Origin of the sequence: Roseobacter sp. (genome assembly GCF_024639605.1) — a bacterium.
GTDB lineage: Bacteria > Pseudomonadota > Alphaproteobacteria > Rhodobacterales > Rhodobacteraceae > Roseobacter.
Genome location: NZ_JAHEHZ010000197.1, coordinates 1 through 5217, shown reverse-complemented (window position 1 = coordinate 5217; position 5217 = coordinate 1). Strand labels below are relative to the sequence as shown.

The following is a 5217-nucleotide window of genomic DNA, read 5'->3' as shown; positions in this document are numbered from 1 at the left end:
GGGTATACTTTCCGGATGCGGAGAACGGGGACGACCCGGTATTCCTGCTTGCCGGCGAAAGATCATCCACCCTGGTTGCAGAAAAAACCGATGACGGCTACCAGCATGTGATCCGCCTGCAGGGCGATGCGGAAACCGTTTTCTTCGATGCTTAGAGCACCCCGGCGAACCGCGTGAAACGGTTTCTGCGACAAGGGGTGTTCCTGGTCTGTGGCCGACCGGGCAGTGATCTGACGTATAGGGACGGGCCGGAGCATAATCCGCGTGCCAACCGCAGGTCACCGGTGTTTCCGCCGCAGACACATCACAGCGCTCAGGCATCCGGCAGGGCGCCAGGAGACTGCAGTCGCGATGTTCCGGGCTGCGGATATTCCGGGCCCTTCGCGATGCGCGGCGGGGGATGAAACGCCGGAAACAGGTGCCGACTGCGCGCCACTGTCTGTCTCTGATCCGGTGGTGTCCATCCGGACAGGCGCTCGCCGTCGCGGTTTCGCCGTTGTTGCTGACAGAACCATCGCCAGGCTCATGCAATGTGCTTTCAAATGCCGGAACAATGCCGCGCCGGGCCTTCGTAAGCGCAGCAGGGGTCATCGTCACCGGCGAACCGCCCCGGAGTGAGGCGCAGTCAATTACGACATACCGTGCAAAGGCGGCCTCCGCCGGATCACAGGCCGCGCGGCGCACAGCGATCAGGATTGTCGCAGAAGTCGAACTGCGTGTCATTCTCTGGCATCTGCAGGGTGGCCTCTATGGTGAAGTCCCTGAGGAAGCTGCGCACCACTTGCGAAATGGCGACGGCCTGCGAATGCAGGACGGCCAGCGGCACCGTCAGACATCGCGACGGACCTTTGATGGACTGCTGTTTTGTCTTTGCATGCTGATTGGTATGGCGGTCGGGTCGGACCTGCCGGTCATGGCGATTCAGCTGACCATCGTGGCCTGGACCCTGATCTGGTTCGGCGCGTGCACGAACGGTGTCGAGGTGTCACCTAAGGCGGGCAGCGACCCGGATGCGCTGGAGGTACTCCGGCTGTTCAAAGAGGCCATGCCGGGGCCGGGCCGGAAGGTTGCTCACCAAATACAAGTTGCCGGTGAAGCAGGAACAGCCATGGTTCAGCAGGTCTCTGGCGGCCTGGCTGAGCCGGGAACTGAGACTCTGCTCACAGGCGCTGTCCCTGCGGGGACAGAATGTAAGATCAGGCTCTGAGCGGCTGCGGGCGGGCTGTCTTCACGCAGGCGTAAAGCTCACCTTCGAGGGGCAGGTGTGCAAAAAAACAAGTCTTCGATCCGCTGCATAAAAGACGCGGCAGGTTCAGCGTTGAGCACCACATCATCGCTGACCCATATCAGAGTGTTGTCCGCTGTCAGTTCAAGCCGCCAGGCGTTCGTTGCGCCAAGATCCGGCGAAGTAAAAAATTTCGGATCGCTTTGTTCAGACGGCGATCGCGCATAATCAGCCCCACTTCGGTGTTGAGCCGCAACGACCGGGGGTCAATGTTGGCGCTCCCGATCATAACCGTATCGTCATCGGTGATCAGATATTTCGCGTGCAGCGCCAGTCGTTTGTCTTCCACCGTCGCGGTGATATAGCGTTTGCGGCCGCGGCGTCGGCGCGCAGTTCATGCAGACTGACACCTGACGACATCAGGGTCCGGATGTGATTGCGATACGCACTGTGAGCCGCAGGGTGATTGTTGGAACTCACAGAGTTTGTCAGGATTGTCACCGTCACGCCACGCTCAACCGCAGCTTTCAGCGCATTCGTTACCGTCGGTGAGGGGACCAGGCAGGCCGTTACAATTGTGATGTTGCGCCGGGCGCCTGAGATAAGCTGCAGAATGCGGTTTGCCACCTGCACGGGCCGGTCCGCCGGTGCCGCCGGGCTCTCAGCGGGCGGTTTATCCGCGAAAAGCTCTGCCCGCCCGGTAAAGGAGCCACGCAGGGAGCGCCGCCATGCGGAGGCTCGCTCCTGCTCTGTCTCGGCAGGAAAAAGGGACCGCGAAACCTGCCACGGAGCATCGCTTTCATGCGCTGCGGGGATGACCCGGGCGTGCGCGATCCTGTCTACATGGAACGACCAGTTATCGTTCCGGTAGGCGTCGAATACCCCGGAGGATTTCTGCACGACCGGCCCGCCTGCAAGTAATTTCATATCCCGGAAATTGCCGCCGCTGCTGAGGTCGAAATATTCGTCGGCGATGTTACGTCCGCCGATAATGGCCACCTGATTGTCGACCATCATAGTCTGTTGTGCATGCGGTGATCAACACGACTGAATTCACCCAGGTTCAGGATCTGCCTGCTGACGAGCCCGCTGGTGCGACGCTGATACGGGTTATAAATGCGATACTCGATACCGGGGTGCGCCTGGAGGCTCAGAAGCGCCTGATCCTGGCCCGCAAGAAAGGTGTCATCGATCAGAAGTCTGACAGCAACGCCGCGATCTGCGGCGCTGACAATGCGCGACATGACTTTCGTTCCCACAGTGTCGAAGGTCCGCAAAAATGTCTGCATATCAATGGATGCAGCTGCACTGTCGATGGCGCGCAGGCGCCAGGCCAGCGCTGTCGGGCAATCGTTCAGCGGGATCTGCCAGTCGCCTGTCCGGATCTCTTAAATCTCAGCCCAGACACCGGTCTGCCCAGGTGCGCGGCTTGTTTCATCGGCAATCTCTGCCGGTTGCAGAGCCGAGCAGCCAAAGAGCAATATCAGCGACAGAACCGCTGCGAGAGCCCGGCATACTTTGCCCCCGGCGAGGGCCGGTGCGACCCGACCGCCGGTCGCGGGCGGGGTCGGCGTTCGGATCACTCGATGCCGAAGATGACGTTGTAGTCCACCATTGCATCGCTGCGGTTGATGACCTCAACAACGTGATCGCCGCTCTGCCAGAGCTGACCGCGATACTCCTGGCCGGCGTTCATAAGGCCGAGCAGTTCGGAGCCGTCCGGGTTGCGGATGACATAGTCAAGCGTGCCGTTCCGGGGGGCCACACGAACATAAAGATACTGCTCGTTTGCGGCGCCGAGAACATATTGCTGCGAGGCACCGGGAGCGAGTGTCCCGGTCAGTTCCGCGCCGGTTGTGCCGGCGTCAAATGCAACCCGCTGTGTCTGTGTAGTGCCGCCGGCACCGGCCATTGCGCCGCCGCCGTCATCCATCGCTTCCACGGCCGCAAAATCACCGATTGCGCCATCGCTGTAAGCAATGCAGCGCCAGAGCGTTCCGCCCGCATCGCGAAGCATAACGAGCGTGCCGGCCTGGGAAAAATCCGAACTCTCAATTGTGCCGGATTGCCCGTCAGGCCCTCCGACGCTGCGCAAGTGATCAATACAAGCGTCGTCCGCACCGGTCATAGCGATAGCGGATGTGCTGAACAGAACTGCGGACATTGAAATGATACTGACGCGTGGTCTCATATGATTTTTCCTCTGCTTTTTACCTGAAAACTACCACATTGAGGCCGTGCCTTCAATTTCCGGCAACAGCTTCCTGACCAGCCGGTTTTAATTGACAACATGATTTTCTGCAAAACGTGCCAGTCCCGGAACAACCTGATTTTATCACGGCGGCAGTCTTCAGGAGAACGAAAAATACATCTCGATATCGCCCACGCCCCTATCTCCGCGATCGTTATTCCCGGGGCTATTTTTGCACTGCGCAATTTCGGATACGAGCATGAAAAAGGCAGATAGAGCGGGCCGGTATTTTTCAGGAGTGTTCATTGCCATGGCGATCCTGAAGCTGATCTGGGCATACGGCAGCTGACGGGCTGAAAACGGCGCCGCTTTCATGCCGAAGCCGCGCCGCCGGATTTACGTTTCAGCAGTCTCCTGCGGGCAGCATATTGGTCGACGAATAGCGTCCCTCCGACGTGGTGATCCCGGCGCAGGCGCCGGTGCTGCGGTTGAACCAGCAGGAGGTCAGTCCTTCGGAGCGGATAAGCTCATACCCGAGGTTCTGAATACCCGTTTCGGCCTGGCCTGCCCGGGCACCCTGGAAGGCTGACAGATCGGAGCTGCTGCCCACTGCGGGTGCGCCTGCTGATCCTGTATCCTCGACGCATCCGGCAGGCGGCACGGCAATTACGGTCGCAGCAAAAATAATTTTTTCATGAGAGTCCCTTTTGGTTCTATCTTTCACGGGCCGCGCGCCTGATGATGAAACCGTTTACAGAACAAGGGCCCGCCCCAATAAAGAATATCGAGCGCCGTTGAGTAAAGTATTTTCAGAAAAAATGAGGCGCTCCCGGGTCGCATCTGAGAGGTACCGGAGCCTTGTCTGACGCATTGCAAAAAGACTGCGGCAGCACCGGCGGCAGGCTGCTATGGCTTGATATCGCGCGGACGGCAGCGCTGGTCGGGATGGTGGTTTTCCATTTTTTCCACGATCTGGAAATTTTCGGGATCCTGCCGCGTGGCACCACTGTCACCGGGGGGTGGGACGTGTTTTCCAGCCTGGTGGCCGGATCATTTCTGTTTATCGCCGGGATCAGCTTCTGGCTTGCACATGGCGACGGTGTAAGATGGCGCAGCTTTGTGCGACGGTTGATTGTCCTGTGCCTTGCAGCAGCGCTGGTGTCACTTGCAACCTGGGTCGTGTTTCCTGATAACTTCATCAGGTTCGGGATTTTGCACTGTATTGCTTTGTCGGGCGTGCTGGGACTTATTTGTCTTCGGCTGCCGGGTGTGGTCAACGCCGGTCTTGCCATCGTCTTTGTGATGGCACCGGACCATCTGCGCTCCGATCTTTTCAATGCGGATCTGCTGCTCTGGACTGGCCTTGCGACGGTAACTCCACCGGCGCTTGATTATATTCCGGTAATGCCGTGGTCGGGCTGGTTTCTGGCAGGGCTGGCAGCAGCACAGATGCTGCGACCGGGCAGGCTCCGGCCAGCTATCGCGTTGTCCCGGCGATATCCGAAAGGGGCGGCTTTTCTTGCCTGGCCCGGCCGGCACAGCCTGACCATTTACCTGTTGCATCAACCGGTCCTGCTGGGGCTGATCTGGACAGGGGTGAAGTTCGCGTCCTGAGCCTGTTGCTGTCGCCAGATGTCGTCACCTGAACGTGAAAGTGAGGACTACACGAGGCTTCTGACCGCAATTCTGGTCATGGTGATGAACGCCGCACCGGCCGCTGCGCAGGGTTTTACCCACCCGTCCGGAGGGCCGTCTGAGAGTGAGAGATGGAACGCGGTACCGGTGATGCGTCTCGTGACAA

Annotated in this window: 8 protein-coding genes; 2 read left to right on the top strand and 6 right to left on the bottom strand. The window is 59.4% G+C overall.

Features of this window, described 5'->3' with window-relative positions; all coding sequences use genetic code 11:
* Positions 1 to 553: 553 nt before the first annotated feature.
* Positions 554 to 1207 carry a hypothetical protein gene (locus Q0M35_RS17210; protein WP_295317491.1) on the top strand — a complete coding sequence of 218 codons (654 nt, stop codon included), beginning with the start codon at positions 554 to 556 and terminating at the stop codon, positions 1205 to 1207.
* A gap of 157 nt (positions 1208 to 1364) precedes the next feature.
* Here Q0M35_RS17210 and Q0M35_RS18610 read toward each other — a convergent pair whose 3' ends face one another.
* From Q0M35_RS18610 to Q0M35_RS17185, 6 genes are all read right to left on the bottom strand, one after another.
* Positions 1365 to 1574 carry a phospholipase D-like domain-containing protein gene (locus Q0M35_RS18610; RefSeq protein ID WP_366519682.1) on the bottom strand — a complete coding sequence of 70 codons (210 nt, stop codon included), beginning with the start codon at positions 1572 to 1574 and terminating at the stop codon, positions 1365 to 1367.
* Positions 1535 to 2242 carry a phospholipase D-like domain-containing protein gene (locus Q0M35_RS17205; protein WP_295317490.1) on the bottom strand — a complete coding sequence of 236 codons (708 nt, stop codon included), beginning with the start codon at positions 2240 to 2242 and terminating at the stop codon, positions 1535 to 1537. Before Q0M35_RS17205 ends, Q0M35_RS18610 begins: the two co-directional genes overlap by 40 nt.
* On the bottom strand, positions 2239 to 2469 hold the full coding sequence (locus Q0M35_RS17200; RefSeq protein WP_295317489.1) for a hypothetical protein: 231 nt from the start codon (positions 2467 to 2469) through the stop codon (positions 2239 to 2241). Before Q0M35_RS17200 ends, Q0M35_RS17205 begins: the two co-directional genes overlap by 4 nt.
* Positions 2470 to 2804: 335 nt before the next feature.
* On the bottom strand, positions 2805 to 3416 hold the full coding sequence (locus Q0M35_RS17195; RefSeq protein WP_295317488.1) for a hypothetical protein: 612 nt from the start codon (positions 3414 to 3416) through the stop codon (positions 2805 to 2807).
* 159 nt (positions 3417 to 3575) lie between these two features.
* Positions 3576 to 3791: a hypothetical protein gene (locus Q0M35_RS17190; protein ID WP_295317487.1), complete on the bottom strand. Its 216-nt coding sequence runs from the start codon at positions 3789 to 3791 to the stop codon at positions 3576 to 3578.
* A gap of 28 nt (positions 3792 to 3819) precedes the next feature.
* Positions 3820 to 4026: a hypothetical protein gene (locus tag Q0M35_RS17185; RefSeq protein ID WP_295317486.1), complete on the bottom strand. Its 207-nt coding sequence runs from the start codon at positions 4024 to 4026 to the stop codon at positions 3820 to 3822.
* 248 nt (positions 4027 to 4274) lie between these two features.
* Between Q0M35_RS17185 and Q0M35_RS17180 the strand changes: the two genes are divergently transcribed.
* Positions 4275 to 5030, top strand: coding sequence for a heparan-alpha-glucosaminide N-acetyltransferase (locus tag Q0M35_RS17180; protein WP_295317485.1), 756 nt, complete (start codon positions 4275 to 4277; stop codon positions 5028 to 5030).
* Positions 5031 to 5217: the final 187 nt, after the last annotated feature.